The following is a 16,892-nucleotide window of genomic DNA, read 5'->3' on the forward strand; positions in this document are numbered from 1 at the left end:
AAGCTTGCGTATGCTCGCCCTCGGCAAACTGCTTGAACTGACCCTCGCCGGTCGCGAACCGGCGCAAAAAATTCAACTGACTGTCGACGGCGTGCAGATGCGCTGGCTCAGCGAGGGCGCGCTGGAAGTGCGTCCGCCGCAAGCCTCGGACAATGGCAGCGACCTGCTGCTGTCGTCCGGCATCCATGGCAACGAAACCGCGCCGATCGAATTGCTCGACCGCCTGCTGCATGGCATCGCCCGTGGGGAGATCAAACCCCGCACCCGTATTCTGTTCCTGTTCGGCAACCCCGAGGCCATGCGCCGCGGCGAGCGTTACCTCGAACTGGACATCAACCGGCTGTTCAACGGCCGTCATGAAAACAACATCGGCCCCGAAGCCATGCGCGCCGCGGAGCTGGAACAACTGGCCCGTAGTTTTTTCAGCAAGCCCGAGCGTTCGCGCCTGCATTACGACCTGCACACCGCCATCCGTGGCTCGAAGATCGAGCAGTTCGCGCTGTACCCGTGGAAAGAGGGGCGCCAGCATTCGCGACGCGAGCTGGAGCGGCTGCGTGCGGCCGGGATGGAAGCGGTGCTGCTGCAGAACAAAACGTCCATCACCTTCTCGGCCTTCACCTACGAGCAACTGGGCGCCGAGGCTTTCACCCTGGAATTGGGTAAGGCGCGGCCGTTCGGACAGAACCAGGGGGTGGACGTCTCACGCCTGGAGGCGCGCCTGACTCAGATCATCGAAGGCAGCGAGCCTGAGGCGGACAGCCTGGATGGGTTGAAACTGTTCGCCGTGTCGCGGGAAGTCATCAAGCACAGCGATGCGTTCCTGCTGCACTTGCCCGCGGACGTGGAAAACTTTTCTGAGTTGGAAAAGGGTTATCTGCTGGCCGAAGACGTGGCCAAGACCCGTTGGGTGATTGAGGAGGAGGGCGCGCGCATTATCTTCCCCAACCCGAAGGTGAAAAACGGTTTGCGGGCAGGGATATTGATTGTGCCGACCACGGACGTGGGCCTGGCATAGACCTGGACCGAATGTGAGAGGGGGCTTGCCCCCGATAGCAGTGTGTCAGTCAGCTCATCTGGAGCTGAGACACCGCCATCGGGGGCAAGCCCCCTCCCACATTTTGTTTTGCAGTATTGCTTAGACTGCTACCGCCCGTGGCTCGCTGCGGCGGATCGCCCGCACTTTGTGCAGGGTGTCGGCGCACGTACGCGCGGCTTCCTGACCCTTGTGCACGAAGTGCTCATAGAAGAATGTGGTGTGTTCACTGCCGGCGTGGAAGTGATGCGGGGTCAGGGACACCGAGAACACCGGCACTTCGGTTTCCAGCTGCACCTGCATCAGGCCGCTGACCACCGATTGGGCAACGAATTCGTGGCGGTAGATGCCGCCGTCCACCACCAACGCGGCGGCAACGATGCCCGCGTAGCGACCGGTCTTGGCCAGCAGTTTGGCGTGCAGGGGCATTTCAAAGGCACCGCCGACTTCGAAAAAGTCGATGTCCGATTCCTGGTAGCCCTGGGCGATCATTTCGGCGAGAAAGCCCTTACGGCTCTGGTCGACAATATCCTTGTGCCAGCAGGCTTGGATAAACGCGACGCGCTCGCCGTGATGGTTTTTGCTTTTGCTGTCGATAGCGGTGGGTTGCATGTTCTGACTCCTGTTTAAGAAAAAAACAGGGCGTTATGAATCGAATGGGATTTCAAGGGTATGCAACGCGTGGGCATGCGGGCATGCGGTCAACGTGCGGCCCTTGGGTGCCAATCCCGTTCTCTCTTCATCCGGACTATGACCGTCGGCCCCGGGATCACACCGGGTCTGCTGACCTTGCCGCCGGCCTGCGTAAGCAGTCCAAGGCGCCAAGCGCTCGCGGGCTATACACATTGCGTGTAATTACCGCCGGTGGGGAATTACACCCCGCCCTGAGAACGTTGCCGCCAGAACCCTGGCGGCGCAGAGTTTTTAACACGGTTTTTCAGAAACTGCACGGACGTCGTATCGATTAGCTATATCGGTTTGTTTGGTTGGTATTCGATTGAATGCACACGGGGCTTGATATTGCGCGGCTTTGCCCGCAGTAATCGTCAATACGACAAAACGCCCCACCTGCCCGAGGCCAGTTAGATGACCGTGATAGACCTTCGCAGCGACACCGTGACCCAACCCACCGCCGGCATGCGCGATGCCATGGCCAGCGCCGCCAGCGGCGATGACGTCTACGGTGAAGACCCCAGCGTCAATCGACTGGAAGCCGAACTGGCCCAACGCCTGGGGTTTGCCGCCGCGTTGTTCGTGCCCACCGGCACCATGAGTAACCTGCTGGCGCTGATGGCCCACTGCGAACGCGGCGAGGAATACATCGTCGGGCAGCAGGCCCACACCTACAAATACGAAGGCGGCGGCGCGGCGGTGCTGGGCTCGATCCAGCCACAGCCGCTGGAGGTGCAGGCGGACGGTTCCCTGGATCTGGACCAAGTGCTGGCGGCCATCAAACCAGACGACTTCCACTTCGCCCGCACCCGCTTGCTGGCCCTGGAAAACACCATGCAGGGCAAAGTGCTGCCCATGGAGTACCTGGCCAAGGCGCGAGCGTTTACCCGTGAGCATGACCTGGCCCTGCATCTGGACGGCGCGCGCCTCTACAACGCCGCGGTCAAGCTGGGGGTGGACGCGCGGGAGATCGCCCAGCATTTCGATTCGGTGTCGGTGTGCCTGTCCAAGGGCCTCGGCGCACCGGTGGGCTCGGTGTTGTGCGGGTCTACCGCGCTGATCGCCAAGGCGCGCCGTTTGCGCAAGATGGTGGGCGGCGGCATGCGTCAGGCCGGTTCACTGGCGGCGGCAGGCCTGTATGCCCTGGATCATCAGGTGCAGCGCCTGGCCGAAGACCACGCCAATGCCCAGTGGCTAGGGGATGAACTGCGCAAGGCCGGTTACAGCGTAGAGCCGGTGCAGACCAACATGGTCTATGTGCAGGTGGGCGATCAGGCCCAGGCATTGAAGGCGTTTGCCGCCGAGCGCGGGATCAAGTTGAGCGCGGCGCCTCGCCTACGCATGGTCACCCATTTGGATGTGAATCGGGCGCAGATAGCACAGGTGCTGGAAACATTCGTCGAATATTCGCGTAAATGAACGTGCAGACCGTCTAATTGAACCTCTCTATCGCATAAACACGCTGTACCACCGGCAAAGGGCCGATATAATGCGGCCCTTTGCCGTCGCTCCGTCTGATGATGTTGCGCACTGGCCTTTGGCCGCAGCCTCCGTGGAAGAACCTAATGAAAAGCGCAGAAATCCGTGAAGCCTTCCTTCGCTTCTTCGAAGAGCAAGGTCACACCCGTGTCTCCTCCAGCTCCTTGATCCCAGGCAATGACCCTACCCTGCTGTTCACTAACGCGGGGATGAACCAGTTCAAGGACTGCTTCCTGGGCCAGGAAAAGCGCGCCTACACCCGCGCGGTCAGCAGCCAGAAGTGCGTGCGCGCCGGTGGTAAGCACAACGACCTGGAAAACGTCGGCTACACCGCCCGTCACCACACCTTTTTCGAAATGCTCGGCAACTTCAGCTTTGGCGATTATTTCAAGCAAGACGCGATCAACTTCGCCTGGACCTTCCTGACCGGCGTGCTGAAACTGCCGAAGGAAAAGCTTTGGGTCACCGTTTACGCCAGTGATGACGAGGCGTACGACATCTGGACCAAACAAGTGGGCGTGCCGGCCGAGCGCATGGTGCGTATCGGCGACAACAAAGGCGCACCGTACGCCTCCGACAACTTCTGGACCATGGGCGATACCGGCCCATGCGGCCCTTGCACCGAGATCTTCTACGACCACGGCGCCGATATCTGGGGTGGCCCGCCGGGCTCGCCGGAAGAAGACGGCGACCGTTACATCGAGATCTGGAACAACGTTTTCATGCAGTTCAACCGCACCGCCGATGGCGTGTTGCATCCGCTGCCGGCACCGTCGGTGGACACCGGCATGGGCCTGGAGCGGATCAGTGCGGTGATGCAGCACGTTCATTCCAACTACGAAATCGATCTGTTCCAGAGCCTGCTGGCTGCGGCCGCCAAGGCCATCGGTTGCAGTAATGACGACCAAGCCTCGCTCAAAGTGGTGGCCGACCACATCCGTTCCTGCGGCTTCCTGATCGCCGACGGCGTACTGCCGTCCAACGAAGGCCGTGGCTATGTGCTGCGTCGCATCATTCGTCGCGCCTGCCGTCACGGTAACAAGCTGGGCGCCAATGGCAGCTTCTTCTACCAGATCGTCGCGGCCCTGGTCGCCGAGATGGGCGATGCCTTCCCGGAACTCAAGCAGAACCAGGCGCACATCGAGCGCGTGCTCAAGGCCGAAGAAGAACAGTTCGCCAAAACCCTGGAACAGGGCCTGAAGATCCTTGAACAAGACCTGGCCAACCTGTCGGGCAACGTGGTGCCGGGCGACGTGGTGTTCAAGCTCTACGACACCTACGGCTTCCCGATGGACCTGACCGGCGACATCGCCCGCGAGCGCAACCTGACCCTCGACGAGGAAGGTTTCGAACGCGAGATGGAAGCCCAGCGCGTGCGCGCACGCTCGGCCAGTTCCTTCGGCATGGACTACAACAGCCTGGTCAAGGTGGATGTGGCCACCGAGTTCACCGGCTACAAGGCCACCAGCGGCTCGGCCAAAGTGGTCGCGCTGTACAAGGAAGGTCAGTCGGTCGACGTGTTGAACGAAGGCGACGAGGGCGTCGTGGTGCTGGATCAGACCCCGTTCTATGCCGAATCCGGCGGTCAGATCGGCGACTGTGGTTTCGTCAAATCCAGCTCCGGTCGTTTCGACGTACGTGATACCACCAAGACCGGCGGCGCCTTCCTGCACCACGGTGTGCTGGCCTCAGGCAGTCTGACCGTAGGCTCCCCGGTGGACACCCAGGTAGACGCCGACGTGCGCCACGCCACGTCGCTGAACCACTCTGCCACCCACTTGCTGCATGCCGCCCTGCGCCGGGTGCTGGGCGAACACGTTCAGCAGAAAGGTTCGTTGGTCGACAGTCAGCGCCTGCGTTTCGACTTCAGCCACTTCGAAGCGATCAAGCCAGAGCAGATCAAAGCGCTGGAAGACATCGTCAACGCCGAAATCCGCAAGAACACCCCGGTTGAAACCGTCGAGACCGATATCGAAACGGCCAAGGCCAAGGGCGCCATGGCATTGTTCGGCGAGAAGTACGGCGACAGCGTGCGCGTGCTGAGCATGGGCGGCGATTTCTCGGTGGAACTGTGTGGCGGTATCCACGCCAACCGTACCGGCGACATTGCCTTGCTCAAGATCATCAGCGAAGGCGGCGTGGCGTCCGGTGTGCGTCGTATCGAAGCGGTGACTGGCGCTGCGGCCCTGGCATACCTGAACGCGGCGGAAGAACAACTCAAGGAAGCGGCCAGCCTGGTCAAGGGCAGCCGCGACAACCTGATCGACAAGCTATCCGCTGTCCTGGAGCGCAACCGTGCCCTGGAGAAACAGCTGGAACAGTTGCAAGCCAAGGCTGCCAGCGCAGCGGGCGACGATCTGTCGGCTTCGGCCGTTGACGTCAAGGACGTGAAAGTCCTGGCCGCACGCCTGGACGGTCAGGACGGCAAGGCGTTGTTGGCCCTGGTCGATCAGTTGAAAAACAAGCTCGGCCGCGCAGTGATCCTGCTCGGCGGTGTCCATGAGGAAAAGGTCGTACTGGTTGCCGGTGTAACCAAAGACCTGACTGGCCAACTCAAAGCCGGTGATTTGATGAAGCAAGCCGCTGCGGCAGTGGGCGGGAAGGGTGGTGGTCGTCCGGACATGGCGCAAGGCGGTGGTGTAGACGCCGGTGCCCTGGATGCGGCCCTGGCCCTGACCGTGCCGTTTGTCGAGGCTGGCATTTAAGGCATTGTTTATCGGCCCGTGGTCTAGTCGCGGGCCTGATCAGTGCTGGTTGATTGGATATTTAGGCGCCCCTTTACGGGCTGAGGCGGCTGGAAATGGCTTTGATCGTACAGAAATTTGGAGGCACCTCGGTCGGCTCTGTCGAAAGAATCGAGCAGGTGGCCGACAAAGTTAAGAAATTCCGCGACGCTGGCGACGACTTGGTGGTGGTGCTGTCGGCCATGAGCGGCGAGACCAATCGCCTGATCGATCTGGCCAAGGCAATCAGTGGCGACCAGCAACCGTTGCCGCGCGAGCTGGATGTGATCGTGTCCACCGGCGAACAGGTGACCATTGCCCTGCTGGCCATGGCCCTGAACAAACGCGGCGTGCCGGCTGTGTCCTACACAGGCAGCCAAGTGCGCATCCTCACCGACAGCGCTCATACCAAGGCGCGTATCCTGCAGATCGACGATCAGAAAATTCGCGCTGATCTGAAAGCCGGGCGTGTGGTAGTTGTAGCGGGCTTCCAGGGTGTGGACGAGCAGGGCAACATCACCACCCTTGGCCGTGGCGGTTCGGACACCACCGGTGTGGCGCTGGCGGCAGCTCTCAAGGCTGATGAATGCCAGATCTACACAGATGTGGATGGCGTCTACACCACGGACCCGCGTGTGGTGTCCGTCGCGCAGCGCCTGGACAAGATCACCTTTGAAGAGATGCTGGAAATGGCCAGTCTCGGTTCCAAGGTGTTGCAAATCCGCGCGGTGGAGTTCGCCGGCAAGTACAACGTTCCGCTGCGCGTATTGCACAGCTTCAAAGAGGGTCCGGGCACCCTCATTACTATTGATGAAGAGGAATCCATGGAACAGCCGATCATTTCCGGCATCGCTTTCAACCGCGATGAAGCCAAGCTGACGATCCGTGGCGTGCCAGACACCCCGGGCGTGGCGTTCAAGATCCTGGGCCCTATCAGTGGCGCAAACATTGAAGTCGACATGATCGTGCAGAACGTTTCGCACGATAACACTACCGATTTCACCTTCACCGTGCACCGCAACGAATACGATGCGGCTGAGCGTATTCTGCAGAACACTGCAAAAGAAATCGGCGCCCGTGAAGTGGTGGGTGACACCAAGATTGCCAAGGTCTCCATCGTGGGCGTGGGTATGCGTTCCCACGCCGGCGTTGCCAGCCGCATGTTCGAAGCCCTGGCCAAGGAAAGCATCAACATCCAGATGATCTCCACCTCTGAAATCAAAGTCTCGGTGGTGATCGAAGAGAAGTACCTGGAACTGGCTGTACGCGCGCTGCATACCGCTTTTGAGCTGGACGCTCCGGCCCGACAGGGCGAGTGACGTAATGCCAGAAAGGCGCGGTTTACCGCGCCTTTCATTTTTTTGTGGGCTGCGTGTGTAGGACCTGTTCTTTTGCGCGCGCTCGACAATACTTAGGCGGGTAGGGCTATGGCTTTCGGGTTGTAGGTCGAAGGCCTTTTTTTTGCAGACTGTTGTTCCTGAACTGAAATGCGTGAGGAGAAAGGCATGCTGATTCTGACTCGTCGTTGCGCAGAAAGCCTGATTATCGGTGATGGAGAAATCACCGTGACCGTGCTCGGCGTTAAAGGCAATCAAGTGCGTATCGGGGTTAACGCTCCGAAAGAGGTAGCGGTCCACCGCGAGGAAATTTACCTGCGGATCAAGAAAGAGAAGGACGAAGAACCAAGCCTTTAATTTTTATCGTTTTTTATGTTTGCAAACGGGGATGAACGTGGTTAATATACGCCCCGTGTTGCGGAGAGCTGGCCGAGTGGCCGAAGGCGCTCCCCTGCTAAGGGAGTACACCTCAAAAGGGTGTCGGGGGTTCGAATCCCCCGTTCTCCGCCATTATTTGCTTAGTACGTTACAATCTGGATTTATCGGTAAGTTGTTGAAATTAATCGAAAAAATCGCTTTACATAGAGATTGAACGGCCTATAATGCGCGGCAACAAATGCACTCGTAGCTCAGCTGGATAGAGTACTCGGCTACGAACCGAGCGGTCACAGGTTCGAATCCTGTCGAGTGCACCATTTAAGAGTTAGCTGCAGCGATGCAGGTAGCTTGGCTTCAACCAGTTGTGATCTGGTCTAAAAACACAATCTGCACTCGTAGCTCAGCTGGATAGAGTACTCGGCTACGAACCGAGCGGTCACAGGTTCGAATCCTGTCGAGTGCACCATACAAACAAAAAGCCCGCCTAGCGCGGGCTTTTTGCCGTCTGGGGTTTTATCTTTTTTCTCTCGGCCCATGTGTTTTCCTTTCCGTCTGCGTCGTCGCAGTTCATAGATGCGGCCAATACTCAGCTTTGGCTCGCAAGCGCTTGTTCTTTCCAGTTTTTTAACGTTAAAAGCGGACGCAAGGTGTATCATTGCGCCCGTCAGCCCCGCCGGGGCTTGTGGAATACCTCCATGGACTTACCCAGTAGTTACTCAGTGCCCCGTTTCACCAATCATGAATTGACTGATTGATCCTTCCGGCGTGCCCCGCTGCTGGGAGTGGAGTTCGCCTATGACCGAAGTTGAAGTAAAGAAAACTCAAGAAAGCCTGCAGGATCGCCTTGCTCAAGTTATCGAGCTGCTGCAGCGCCAGCGTGTGGTCGAAGACCTAACGCACCGCCAGGAAGGTCCTCACCACGACCGCGTCGAAAACCTGGTGCACCGGCAAAACCTCGTCGAGCTGCAACGCAAGCTCGATGATCTGCACTCCGCCGACGTTGCCTACATACTTGAAGCCCTCCCGCTCGATGATCGACTGACCCTTTGGCAGTTGGTCAAGGCCGACCGTGATGGCGACATCCTGCTCGAAGTGTCGGACTCGGTGCGTGAAACCTTGATCGCCGACATGGACGATCACGAATTGTTGGCGGCGGCCAAGGAGATGGACGCCGACGAACTGGCCGACCTGGCGCCGGAATTGCCGCGTGACGTTGTCCACGAGCTGATGGAGGCCCTTGACGGTCAGCAGCGCGAGCGCGTGCGCTCAGCGTTGTCCTACGATGAGGATCAGGTCGGCGCCCTGATGGACTTCGAGATGGTCACCATCCGTGAAGACGTCAGCCTGGAAGTGGTACTGCGCTATCTACGTCGATTGAAAGAATTGCCAAGCCACACCGATAAGCTGTTCGTGGTGGATTACGAAGGTATTCTCAAGGGTGTGCTGCCGATCAAGCGGCTGCTGGTCAACGACCCTGAGAAAAAAGTGGCCGACTTGATGGCCAGCGACACGGTGAGCTTTCATCCTGACGAAGATGCTTACGAGGCGGCTCAGGCCTTTGAGCGTTACGACTTGATTTCGGCTCCCGTGGTGGACAAGAACGGCAAGCTGATCGGTCGTCTGACTATCGATGAAATCGTCGACCTGATCCGTGAAGAGAGTGAAACCGAAGTCCTCAACATGGCGGGTCTGCGTGAAGAGGAAGATATTTTTGCCTCGGTTTGGCGTTCGCTGCATAACCGCTGGGCGTGGCTGGCAATCAACCTGATTACTGCGTTTATCGCATCCCGCGTGATCGGATTGTTCGAAGGCTCCATCGAGAAGCTGGTGGCGTTGGCGGCGCTGATGCCGATTGTGGCAGGCATCGGCGGCAACTCAGGCAACCAGACGATTACCATGATTGTGCGTGCGATGGCGCTGGATCAGGTGAGTACTGCCAACTCGTCGCGATTGCTGCGCAAAGAATTGGCGGTGGGCTTGATCAATGGTCTGGTATGGGGTGGCGTGATCGGCGTCGTGGCTTACTTGCTGTATGGCAGTTGGTCGCTGGGGGTAGTGATGACTGCTGCCATGACCCTTAATCTGCTGCTTGCGGCGCTGATGGGCGTGTTGATCCCTATGACTTTGGCGCGCCTGGGGCGCGATCCTGCCATGGGCGCCAGCGTGATGATCACGGCCATGACCGACAGCGGCGGCTTCTTTATCTTCCTGGGCCTGGCGACGATCTTTCTCCTCTAAGCCAACTCGATGCGCGGCTGCCCGGCCGCTACGCCGCAAGAGCGAGCAGACTTGCTCTTGCGGTTGTTTTCACAAATCCCACGCAAAAAAAAGCCAGCACTAGGCTGGCTTCGGCTTTCGGTTGCACATCAATCGGCTTCTGCGGCCGCCTCAACGTCGTGCGCGATCAGCGAGACGAGAGCATTTTGCTGGCGATGGGAGAGCTGACGAAAACGCTGCAGCAGTTCGCGTTCGTGCAGCGACAGCTCAGGACTGTCCAGGCGCATGCTCAACTCTTCACCCAGCGCACCTTCCTGAATAAGGCTCTGTTCCAGGCGCGCGATGATTTCGGAGTTCATGCTGCGGTGATGATTGCGAGCCACCTCGGCAATGCGTTCCCGCATTCCGTCTGGCAGACGTACGACGAACTTGTCAGCCGTACGGCTGGAATAAATTGCCTGTTTCAATGGGCGCATATATTTAACCGGTTAGTTCAGGGGAGCGGTTTCTGGAATTGGCCGCAAGATGAGTGTTAAGACAAGACTCACGACCAAAGTTCAACCCGAATTGCAAAGAGGCCGCATCATGCCTCACATTTGCCAGTTCCTTGGCGTCAATTCTGTGACAAATATTGAACTGCCTGGAGGCTTTATGCCAGCACTGATTTGCATTTTTGCGGACTGGTTGGAAAACATTCACTTGAGGGGCTACCCAGATGGAACTATCCCAAAAACCCAGTCACAGCAGGGTTTGAGGCCGCACATCCTATAACAAAGTGGCCTTTTGCCCTTATCTTTAAGACTAGTGGCAAATGGCCGATTGGCTAGGTTGGGGCGACGTAAGGTATGGAGGAAGAGGAGCTTTCAGCGTAGGACTGGATCGAATTTGATGCGACGGCCCACGAAAAGGGTGAGCACGAATAAGCAGGCAGATACGCCGCTGGCAATCAGCGCAGTGGTTTGCTCATCTGGCGCATCTGTCCGCAGGCCATAGAGACCCGTTGCCGCGGTCAGGCATAGGAGAAGCCAGGCAGATTTGCTCATCATGTTGTCCTCAGAAAACCCAGTGTTCGGCTGCAGGGGCGGGCTGGGAGCCCTGGGTCAGGCGTACGGGAGATTGTGCGGTTGGCGTCATCACCGCCAGCTGCGGGCGTTGCTGCAGGTGGTGTGGAACAGCGTTTTGGCTGATCTGTGCCGGATCTTGCGCATTCGACGATTGAAAGTGAAACATCACCAGTGCAGCCAGGGCGACAGAATTGAGAGCTAACAGAAGGGCGCTGTTCATGGGCATGTTCTCCGTTTACCGCCTGGCTGAGTGGTGGGGTATAAGAACAATATTGCAGGTGTCGTGCCAAACCATTATTTCAATAAAATCAATGGCTTGTAGGTGTTTATACTGCTTTTGAGGTTGCAATTTGCAACGCGACCAGTTTGCGGGAGTGCATTTTGCACGACTTAGGCCAAGTGCCTGTGTTTACGGGGCGAAACCGAAATCGCTGTAGTCAGGATCGGCTTACGGGCAAAAAGCCTAAGGACGACATGACAAAACTCACCTCCGCCGTTAACATGCACGCCGTCCATCGCCGCCATGGCTTGATGGCTGTCATTAGTCCCAGTAGCTCAATTGGATAGAGCATCCCCCTCCTAAGGGGAAGGTTGGCCGTTCGAACCGGCCCTGGGACGCCATATTCAAAGCCCCGTACGGAATATCCGGCGGGGCTTTTTTGTGCGTGCTCGAACTTTTCCAGAGCCGGTCGAACCTTGGCGGCAATCGAGGTTCACAGCAGGGACTGTCGTGTATTCGTGACAACGGTGTATCTCGAGCGCCACTGAGCTGCGTCTGAGCTGTAGCCAATTGTTTTGTACAAATTTATCCCCGGAAACTGCCTTACCGCCTGTCCGGAACCGGCCACCCAGGACTATCATGCCGATAGCCCTGTTTCTCACTGCAAGGAGCCGCTCGGAACGCCGATGCGACAGATCTGGAAATCTTTTCGAGCCCTTTATTTCGCCTCCTTGATGATGCTGATCGGCTCTGGCTTGCTCAGCACTTACCTGGCTCTGCGCCTGGCGGCTGATAACGTTGACAGCCTGTGGGTCGGTGCGCTGATGGCCGCCAACTATTTTGGTCTGGTGCTGGGCGGCAAGATTGGGCACCGCCTGATTGCCCGAGTGGGGCATATCCGCGCCTATGCCACCTGTGCCGGGATTGTCGGTGCGGCGGTGTTGGGCCATGGCCTGGTCGATTGGTTGCCAGCCTGGATCGTGCTGCGGGTGATCGTGGGGCTGGGCATGATGTGCCAGTACATGGTCATTGAAAGCTGGCTCAACGAACAGGCTGACGCCAAGCAGCGGGGTGTGGTGTTCAGTGGCTATATGATCGCCTCTTATCTGGGCCTGGTACTGGGTCAGTTGATTCTGGTAATGCATCCCCAGCTCGGCCTGGAACTGTTGATGCTGGTCGCGTTGTGCTTTGCGCTCTGTCTGGTACCGGTTGCCATGACTCGGCGCATTCACCCGGCGCCTTTGCGGCCGGCTCCGATGGAGCCGCGCTTCTTTATCAAGCGCGTGCCGCAGTCGCTGAGTACAGTGTTGGGCGCGGGGCTGATCGTCGGCTCCTTCTACGGTTTGGCGCCGCTGTATGCCTCCCAGCAGGGGTTGACGACCGAGCAGGTCGGCTTGTTCATGGGTAGCTGCATCTTTGCCGGGTTGGTGGTGCAGTGGCCGTTGGGCTGGCTGTCGGATCGTTATGATCGCGCGCTGCTGATTCGTTGCTTCGCGCTTTGCCTGGCGGTGGCGTCATTGCCGTTGGCGATTCTCACTCAGGTGCCGCTGGAGGTACTGTTCATCGCCGGATTCCTGTGCTCGTTGGTGCAGTTTTGCCTGTACCCGCTGGCGGTGGCGTTTTCCAACGACCATGTCGAAGGTGACCGCCGGGTATCTTTGACGGCCATGCTGTTGGTTACCTATGGCGTCGGCGCCAGTGTCGGGCCTTTGTTGGCGGGTGTGGTGATGAAGTTGTTCGGCAGTCAGATGCTGTACGCGTTTTTCACCTTGTGCGCGCTGATCCTGGTGTGGCGGATTAGGCCCAAGGCGGTCACCAATCTGCATCAGGTGGACGACGCGCCTTTGCATCACGTCGCGATGCCTGACAGTATGTCCAGTTCGCCGCTGGTCGCGGCGCTCGATCCGCGGGTGGATGAGCAAGTGGTGCAGGATCAGATGCAAACGAGCCCTGAGCCCGAAGTCGAGCCGCCGCAGCCAACGCAGCCGCCACCGGTCGAGGAGCCAAGTGCCGAGGCGCCTGCCGAACAGCCGGACTCCGACGAGCATCCCAACGGCTTGAGTGGGGCGCGTCCCTAATAACGAAAAACGGGCAGACCCCTGAGGGTCTGCCCGTTTTTTATTGCGACCTGTTGCGCTTAAAAGTCGTCGTCTTTGTCGAAACGACGTGCTTCGCGCTGCAACTGGTAAACGAAACGCTCGACCTGTCGCTGCACCAGCCCGCTCATATTATGGAAGCGTACGCCGGCGAAGGTGGTGTTGATCTTCTCTTCGAAGTGCAGGTAGCGCAGTTCGACCGAGGTGGTCATGCTGCCGAAGGGCAGGGCGGCGATAAATCGATCATAGACCTGGCCCAGTTGCAGGCGCTCAGTGATGTCTCCCTCGAAGCGCAATTTGCAGCCGGTGGCGGAAATATCCAACAGCTTGCCGTTGATCGGCGCCTTGAGCTTTTCACCACCCAGCTCGATGTTCACCAACTGTGCCAGCTTCAGGGCGGCACGAAAGGCATTCCGACGTTGGTGATAGACAACTTCGTTGGGCATGCTGCCGGTGTAGATGCGGTGACCATTCTTTTCGCTGATGGTCATGCCACCGTTGCTTTCCCACGCAACGCGCACGCCATCGTGGAAACCTTCGATGCGGAACGGCTCGCCATTTTCAAGATAGCGCTCACCGTCGCGGGGGATCATTTCGTCCATGACCAGCGTGTTACTGTCCCGATCGACATCCACCAGATAACTCTGGAAACGCTGGCTGCGCTCGTGAAACGTAATGATCAGCGGGTCATGGCTTTCTTGCAGCATTCGCAAGTTGCCGGCGATTTCCAGAGGCGTGGTGAGGACCTTGGGGGGCTGCGGAGCATCTTCCGCATTAAGAGCGTTGAACACGGTTCTTCCATCTCCAGACAAATACGACTACACGCAAGAACCGGCATTTTGCCAGCATGTAGCGCGCCTTGGATAGGGCGCGCGGTAAACCGGTATCAGGCTTGGCTACGGGTGCTGGGTTTGACCAAGCGAGAGGTAGAGCCTTGCGCGTTATACAACGCCGGTGGCTCGCCGCCGTGGAGTATACGCAACTGGTTGGCCGTCGTAGCTTGCTGAAGCTGGATCGACTGACCATTGAGTTGGTTGGCTTCCTGGCATTGGGTAAGCAACTGATTGAGTGCTTTGCTCTGACTCAGCAGTTGGTCGCCGACCGAAGAGTGGCTGGCCAGTTGGGCCAGGCCGTCATGGTCTGCGGGCAAGCCCAGGCTGATCAGGATCTGGCTGCGTTTCTTGCCGTGCTGTTCCAGCAGGACGATCAGCGACTGCTTACGTGCGAGGATTTCCTCCAGCAGTGGCATGTCCCGGCCATAGAGGGCCAAGGATTCTTCTTTCAGCAGCTCGAGCAATTGTTGCGTCGGCGCTAGATCATCGATGATCAGTTGAAGCAGGGTTTCGTCGTGATGCATGGCTGGCCTTGGGTTTTAAGCGTCCAAAAGCCCGGCGCAGGCCTTTGCCTAGCGCTCGGCTTCGAAGTTAAGCAGCTTGCTGGCTACACGGTTGCTGTCGACTTTATAGCTGCCATCAGCGATTGCCTGTTTCAACTCGGCCACGCGGGCTTTATTGACAACCGGTTGATCGCGCAGCGAGTCAGTGACCTTCTGCAACTGTTGAGCCTCATTGCTCAGGTGTACCGATTCCCCGCTCTGGCTGGCGCTGGTTTGTTCCGTCTTGGCAGGCACTGGGGCCTTGGTTTCCGCACTTTCTTTGGCACCCGTGGTGCGTGCAGTACCAGACGTTGCCGGGGAGTTATTTAAACGACTGAAATCAATGACCATGATAAAAAACCTCTGGGTATTTGGACGCTTGCCATGTTTTCGGCCATACCCGGATAAACTTTAGGCGCGAATGACAATAAATCTCCACACGGGACTTCTCGTGCACAGTGTAGGAAAACCCAGCGTCCTCTACCAGCGATCTATAAAGCCACCTCGACTTGTCCTGGGGCGGTCACGCGCGCTTTGATTACACGGTTTGAATTGAGGTTCTTAACCCGGATCTGCTCGCTCATGCCGCCGTTGGACAGTGCTTCACCGGGCATTTTCACGTTCAAGGCGCCGCTGCTGGCGGAGATCACCACCTGGTCGCCCTTGCGAATCACCTCGGCCTGTTCCAGATGGACAAGAGTCAGCACCTGATCGGTGACCACTGGTCGGGTTAATTTCTGCCCGATGGCCTGGTCGAGGCTTGTCAAATACCCCTGATTGATCTGGCTGATGTCGCGCTCGCGTAAGGCGACATCCTCAAACGCGATGATGGCGGTGCGCTTGAGCGGTCGCGCGACCACCACCACATCGCGGAACAGCTTGACCTGCGCCGGCACAAAAACAGTCCAGGGCGAAGCGCCGTCGCATCGGACCCTTACCGTCACACGGCCGATGGGCTGGGCGGGGCTTTCCAGGGTGGCTGTCAATTCCTTGTCGCACATAGGCATGCGCAGGCGAGGGTCCAACTGGTTGACTTGGATTTCATAACGCCCCAGCGTCTGTGTAGTTGCCAGATAATCTTCTACAGTGAACTCAAGAAAGCCTTGAGTGACGCCGATAAGGAGATCAGGCAAGGTGACGTTCTCTGCGCGGGCCGTGGTGCCCAGGCAGAAAGCCAGCAATGCCATCGAGACGCTGAGCAATCTGCGGTGGCGGGGGTGTCGGGAAACTGTCGTTTTCATATCCATAGCCAACAAATAGCAAAGCTCGTGCCGTTTAGTGTCGGGTGCGCGTCGTACCCCCGAAGGTTTTAGCGTAGGAGTCTGGGCATGGCAGGTGTAATGGATTCAGTAAACCAGCGCACACAGCTGGTAGGGCAGAATCGCCTGGAGTTGTTGCTTTTTCGCCTCGACGGCGGGCAGCTGTATGGCATCAATGTGTTCAAAGTGCGGGAAGTGCTGCAATGTCCCAAGCTGACGATCATGCCCAAATCCAGTCCAGTGGTATGTGGCGTTGCCAATATTCGCGGTGCGACCATCCCGATTCTTGATCTGGCTCTGGCGACAGGCTCGTCCGGTCTTCAGGACCGTGAAAGTCCGTTCGTGATCATCACCGAGTACAACACCAAGACCCAGGGTTTCCTGGTGCGCTCGGTGGAGCGCATCGTCAACATGAACTGGGAAGAGATCCATCCGCCACCCAAGGGCACCGGCCGCGATCACTACCTTACGGCGGTGACGCGGGTCGATAACCAGTTGGTGGAAATTATCGATGTGGAGAAGATCCTCGCCGAAGTGGCCCCTACCTCCGAGACGATTTCGGTGGGCGTGGTCGATGCCGAGACGGCGCACAAAGCGGTGTCCCTGCGTGTGCTGACGGTGGATGACTCTTCCGTGGCCCGTAAGCAGGTGACCCGTTGCCTGCAAACTGTCGGCGTGGAAGTGGTAGCGCTCAACGATGGCCGCCAGGCGCTGGATTACCTGCGCAAACTGGTGGATGAGGGCAAGAAGCCGGAAGAAGAATTCCTGATGATGATCTCGGATATCGAGATGCCGGAAATGGACGGCTACACTCTCACAGCCGAGATACGCAGCGACCCGCGTATGCAAAAATTGCATATCGTGCTGCATACTTCGTTGTCGGGTGTATTCAACCAGGCCATGGTCAAAAAGGTCGGGGCGGATGATTTCCTGGCCAAATTCCGTCCTGATGACCTCGCATCCCGAGTCGTCGACCGGATCAAAGCAGCAGATCACGGCTAAGGTTTATTCTTGGCGATCATACGATTTTAGAGGCGGT

16 protein-coding genes, 4 tRNA genes and 1 riboswitch are annotated in these 16,892 nt (G+C 58.2%); of the genes, 12 read left to right on the plus strand and 8 right to left on the minus strand.

The window, feature by feature from the left end; genetic code table 11:
* The first annotated feature begins 10 nt into the window (after positions 1-10).
* Positions 11-1,015: a succinylglutamate desuccinylase gene (gene astE / locus QRN41_RS20450; protein WP_285422066.1), complete on the plus strand. Its 1,005-nt coding sequence runs from the start codon at positions 11-13 to the stop codon at positions 1,013-1,015.
* A gap of 120 nt (positions 1,016-1,135) precedes the next feature.
* Here astE and QRN41_RS20455 read toward each other — a convergent pair whose 3' ends face one another.
* The gene (locus tag QRN41_RS20455; protein ID WP_003193604.1) at positions 1,136-1,645 is read right to left on the minus strand and encodes a 6,7-dimethyl-8-ribityllumazine synthase; all 510 of its coding nucleotides are present in this window, start codon (positions 1,643-1,645) and stop codon (positions 1,136-1,138) included.
* Positions 1,646-1,759: 114 nt separating this feature from the next.
* Positions 1,760-1,929: riboswitch (FMN riboswitch) on the minus strand.
* Positions 1,930-2,119: 190 nt separating this feature from the next.
* On the opposite strand from QRN41_RS20455, the gene ltaE reads away from it, so the two are divergent.
* From ltaE to mgtE, 8 genes are all read left to right on the plus strand, one after another.
* Positions 2,120-3,124, plus strand: coding sequence for a low-specificity L-threonine aldolase (gene ltaE / locus QRN41_RS20460; protein WP_285422067.1), 1,005 nt, complete (start codon positions 2,120-2,122; stop codon positions 3,122-3,124).
* Positions 3,125-3,270: 146 nt separating this feature from the next.
* On the plus strand, positions 3,271-5,889 hold the full coding sequence (alaS, locus tag QRN41_RS20465; protein WP_034139047.1) for an alanine--tRNA ligase: 2,619 nt from the start codon (positions 3,271-3,273) through the stop codon (positions 5,887-5,889).
* Between the two features lie 95 nt (positions 5,890-5,984).
* Complete coding sequence (locus QRN41_RS20470) at positions 5,985-7,226, plus strand: aspartate kinase (protein WP_034099923.1); 1,242 nt, start codon at positions 5,985-5,987, stop codon at positions 7,224-7,226.
* A gap of 186 nt (positions 7,227-7,412) precedes the next feature.
* Positions 7,413-7,601: a carbon storage regulator CsrA gene (csrA, locus tag QRN41_RS20475; protein WP_003175645.1), complete on the plus strand. Its 189-nt coding sequence runs from the start codon at positions 7,413-7,415 to the stop codon at positions 7,599-7,601.
* Positions 7,602-7,663: 62 nt separating this feature from the next.
* Positions 7,664-7,754 (plus strand) — tRNA-Ser (locus QRN41_RS20480).
* 108 nt (positions 7,755-7,862) lie between these two features.
* Positions 7,863-7,939: transfer RNA gene (locus QRN41_RS20485), tRNA-Arg, on the plus strand.
* Positions 7,940-8,011: 72 nt separating this feature from the next.
* Positions 8,012-8,088: transfer RNA gene (locus tag QRN41_RS20490), tRNA-Arg, on the plus strand.
* Positions 8,089-8,417: 329 nt separating this feature from the next.
* On the plus strand, positions 8,418-9,860 hold the full coding sequence (mgtE, locus tag QRN41_RS20495; RefSeq protein WP_034099922.1) for a magnesium transporter: 1,443 nt from the start codon (positions 8,418-8,420) through the stop codon (positions 9,858-9,860).
* Positions 9,861-9,988: 128 nt separating this feature from the next.
* On the opposite strand, the gene QRN41_RS20500 is transcribed toward mgtE, so the two are convergent.
* The 3 genes from QRN41_RS20500 to QRN41_RS20515 form a co-directional block, all read right to left on the minus strand.
* Entirely contained in the window at positions 9,989-10,315 is a 327-nt protein-coding gene (locus QRN41_RS20500) for an Arc family DNA-binding protein (protein WP_024076996.1), read from the minus strand.
* 387 nt (positions 10,316-10,702) lie between these two features.
* A complete protein-coding gene (locus QRN41_RS20510) occupies positions 10,703-10,882 on the minus strand; it encodes a PA3371 family protein (protein WP_080761473.1) in 180 nt (59 codons plus the stop codon).
* A gap of 10 nt (positions 10,883-10,892) precedes the next feature.
* On the minus strand, positions 10,893-11,123 hold the full coding sequence (locus QRN41_RS20515; RefSeq protein ID WP_034139045.1) for a hypothetical protein: 231 nt from the start codon (positions 11,121-11,123) through the stop codon (positions 10,893-10,895).
* Positions 11,124-11,447: 324 nt separating this feature from the next.
* Between QRN41_RS20515 and QRN41_RS20520 the strand changes: the two genes are divergently transcribed.
* Positions 11,448-11,524: transfer RNA gene (locus QRN41_RS20520), tRNA-Arg, on the plus strand.
* A 285-nt stretch (positions 11,525-11,809) separates the two neighbouring features.
* A complete protein-coding gene (locus tag QRN41_RS20525; RefSeq protein WP_123478777.1) occupies positions 11,810-13,201 on the plus strand; it encodes an MFS transporter in 1,392 nt (463 codons plus the stop codon).
* A 59-nt stretch (positions 13,202-13,260) separates the two neighbouring features.
* Here QRN41_RS20525 and QRN41_RS20530 read toward each other — a convergent pair whose 3' ends face one another.
* The 4 genes from QRN41_RS20530 to flgA form a co-directional block, all read right to left on the minus strand.
* On the minus strand, positions 13,261-14,010 hold the full coding sequence (locus tag QRN41_RS20530) for a flagellar brake protein (protein WP_034099917.1): 750 nt from the start codon (positions 14,008-14,010) through the stop codon (positions 13,261-13,263).
* Positions 14,011-14,105: 95 nt separating this feature from the next.
* Positions 14,106-14,576 (minus strand): flagella synthesis protein FlgN, encoded by a 471-nt coding sequence (locus QRN41_RS20535; protein ID WP_034139043.1) that lies wholly within the window; start codon positions 14,574-14,576, stop codon positions 14,106-14,108.
* A 48-nt stretch (positions 14,577-14,624) separates the two neighbouring features.
* Positions 14,625-14,945, minus strand: coding sequence for a flagellar biosynthesis anti-sigma factor FlgM (gene flgM, locus QRN41_RS20540; protein ID WP_034139042.1), 321 nt, complete (start codon positions 14,943-14,945; stop codon positions 14,625-14,627).
* A gap of 140 nt (positions 14,946-15,085) precedes the next feature.
* A complete protein-coding gene (gene flgA / locus QRN41_RS20545) occupies positions 15,086-15,841 on the minus strand; it encodes a flagellar basal body P-ring formation chaperone FlgA (RefSeq protein WP_034139041.1) in 756 nt (251 codons plus the stop codon).
* A gap of 81 nt (positions 15,842-15,922) precedes the next feature.
* Between flgA and QRN41_RS20550 the strand changes: the two genes are divergently transcribed.
* Positions 15,923-16,855, plus strand: coding sequence for a chemotaxis protein CheV (locus QRN41_RS20550; protein ID WP_034139040.1), 933 nt, complete (start codon positions 15,923-15,925; stop codon positions 16,853-16,855).
* Positions 16,856-16,892 lie beyond the last annotated feature (37 nt).

The sequence above is a fragment of the Pseudomonas sp. efr-133-TYG-23 genome (assembly GCF_030209215.1).
Taxonomy (GTDB): Bacteria; Pseudomonadota; Gammaproteobacteria; order Pseudomonadales; family Pseudomonadaceae; genus Aquipseudomonas; species Aquipseudomonas rhodesiae.

What these genes read in the sequence shown, in the direction of transcription:
- astE (WP_285422066.1), top strand. Translation starts at nt 11, where the DNA reads ATGCTCGCCCTCGGCAAACTGCTTGAACTGACCCTCGCCGGTCGCGAA.
- QRN41_RS20455 (WP_003193604.1), bottom strand. Translation starts at nt 1,645, where the DNA reads ATGCAACCCACCGCTATCGACAGCAAAAGCAAAAACCATCACGGCGAG.
- ltaE (WP_285422067.1), top strand. Translation starts at nt 2,120, where the DNA reads ATGACCGTGATAGACCTTCGCAGCGACACCGTGACCCAACCCACCGCC.
- alaS (WP_034139047.1), top strand. Translation starts at nt 3,271, where the DNA reads ATGAAAAGCGCAGAAATCCGTGAAGCCTTCCTTCGCTTCTTCGAAGAG.
- QRN41_RS20470 (WP_034099923.1), top strand. Translation starts at nt 5,985, where the DNA reads ATGGCTTTGATCGTACAGAAATTTGGAGGCACCTCGGTCGGCTCTGTC.
- csrA (WP_003175645.1), top strand. Translation starts at nt 7,413, where the DNA reads ATGCTGATTCTGACTCGTCGTTGCGCAGAAAGCCTGATTATCGGTGAT.
- mgtE (WP_034099922.1), top strand. Translation starts at nt 8,418, where the DNA reads ATGACCGAAGTTGAAGTAAAGAAAACTCAAGAAAGCCTGCAGGATCGC.
- QRN41_RS20500 (WP_024076996.1), bottom strand. Translation starts at nt 10,315, where the DNA reads ATGCGCCCATTGAAACAGGCAATTTATTCCAGCCGTACGGCTGACAAG.
- QRN41_RS20510 (WP_080761473.1), bottom strand. Translation starts at nt 10,882, where the DNA reads ATGAGCAAATCTGCCTGGCTTCTCCTATGCCTGACCGCGGCAACGGGT.
- QRN41_RS20515 (WP_034139045.1), bottom strand. Translation starts at nt 11,123, where the DNA reads ATGAACAGCGCCCTTCTGTTAGCTCTCAATTCTGTCGCCCTGGCTGCA.
- QRN41_RS20525 (WP_123478777.1), top strand. Translation starts at nt 11,810, where the DNA reads ATGCGACAGATCTGGAAATCTTTTCGAGCCCTTTATTTCGCCTCCTTG.
- QRN41_RS20535 (WP_034139043.1), bottom strand. Translation starts at nt 14,576, where the DNA reads ATGCATCACGACGAAACCCTGCTTCAACTGATCATCGATGATCTAGCG.
- flgM (WP_034139042.1), bottom strand. Translation starts at nt 14,945, where the DNA reads ATGGTCATTGATTTCAGTCGTTTAAATAACTCCCCGGCAACGTCTGGT.
- flgA (WP_034139041.1), bottom strand. Translation starts at nt 15,841, where the DNA reads ATGGATATGAAAACGACAGTTTCCCGACACCCCCGCCACCGCAGATTG.
- QRN41_RS20550 (WP_034139040.1), top strand. Translation starts at nt 15,923, where the DNA reads ATGGCAGGTGTAATGGATTCAGTAAACCAGCGCACACAGCTGGTAGGG.